Source organism: Propioniciclava sp., from assembly GCF_029977985.1.
Taxonomy (GTDB): domain Bacteria; phylum Actinomycetota; class Actinomycetes; order Propionibacteriales; family Propionibacteriaceae; genus Propioniciclava.
The window spans coordinates 1-1,222 of the sequence record NZ_JARKOT010000165.1 but is presented as its reverse complement, the minus strand read 5'-3'; the positions used below and the strand labels follow the sequence as shown (position 1 = coordinate 1,222).

Here is a 1,222-nt window from a genome sequence, read left to right as displayed (position 1 = left end):
CGTGTTGAGGTAGATCTTCGTCGCCCCCTCGAACCCGGCCAGCGTCGAGATGCGCCACTTGAGCATGACCCGCCACGGCATGGCCAGGTCGACGTCGATGGGCCGGTAGTGCCACTCCTCGTTGCAGGGGATGTCGGCGCCAGTCGCGGCCTGCATCGCGTGAATCATGTCGGCCATCCCGGCGAGCTCCTCCGGTGCGAGATCCCAGGGGTCGGAGTGCTCCGACTTCGCATAGATCTCGATCGTCGGGAACCGGTGACCGAACCCGGCGAACGCCATCGCATGGTCGTTCTCGGCGATCACCAGGTTCGCGTACGCCGCGTAGTTCGCGGCAGCGTCGTTGAACAGGTTCGGGTTGGCGCGCAGCTTCGCCAGCGTCGTCTCGTGCTGGACGCCGCGTTCGTCGATCGCCACGAGCTGCTTGTGGAGGTGGTCGAAGGACGCCCCCGCCGGCTTGAGCCAGTTCTGGAAGACGGTCACGTAGCGGGCGTAGCGGTTGAGGTCGTAGAGCCCCTTCACCGACTCGATCGTATAGCGGATGAACTCGCGATGCTCGTTGACTCCCAGCGTCCCCGACGATGCCAGCTGCCCCTCGTCCACCGCGCCGTCGACGTAGTGACGCCGGGCGATGATGAGGTCGTGCCCGCCGCCGAAGAAGCCGGACGCCGCGGCCACGACCTCGTCGCGGCTCAGGTTCTCCACGGCCGCCACGGACAGGCCGGCAGCGCGCAGCTTCATGCCGACCACGCGACGCACGTGCTCCCAGCCCTTCTCGGAGGTGAGGTAGGCCTCCCGCCGGGACGCCACCCGTCCAGGCAGTTCGTAGCCGTAGTTGAGGTGCCAGTACTCGTAGCTGAGAATCTCGAACAGGTTCGGCACCCGCCGGAACGCGGCGACCGTGTGGTCGAGTTCGTCGGCCGGCGTCCGGTAGTGGGTCTCCCAGGTGTCGTTGCCGCGGTGGACGACGCGCGACTTCTCCGGCGGCGTCTCGAGGTAGCGCTTCTCGCAGAAGGCGCAGTAGGCGCCCTCGCGGGTCCGGTCGATCACGGGATGCTCGCCGGCGGTGTGCCCGAGGGGGCGGTTGCCGCGGCCGGGAACCGTCCAGACCTCGGTGCCGGTGAACGGGTTGAGCTGCTTCACCGTCCCGTCGGCCATCGTCATGACGTACTCCGGCTCGCGCATGTACTGCTGCATCGAGTCCCTCCTGTAGCCGCTCCTCAGG

General features: G+C 67.7%; 1 protein-coding gene. It reads right to left on the bottom strand.

What is annotated here, in order from left to right; all coding sequences use genetic code 11:
- The coding region (locus Q1K57_RS10175) for a DUF4921 family protein (protein ID WP_300081920.1) at positions 1 to 1,194 on the bottom strand (1,194 nt) is incomplete at its 3' end.
- Positions 1,195 to 1,222 lie beyond the last annotated feature (28 nt).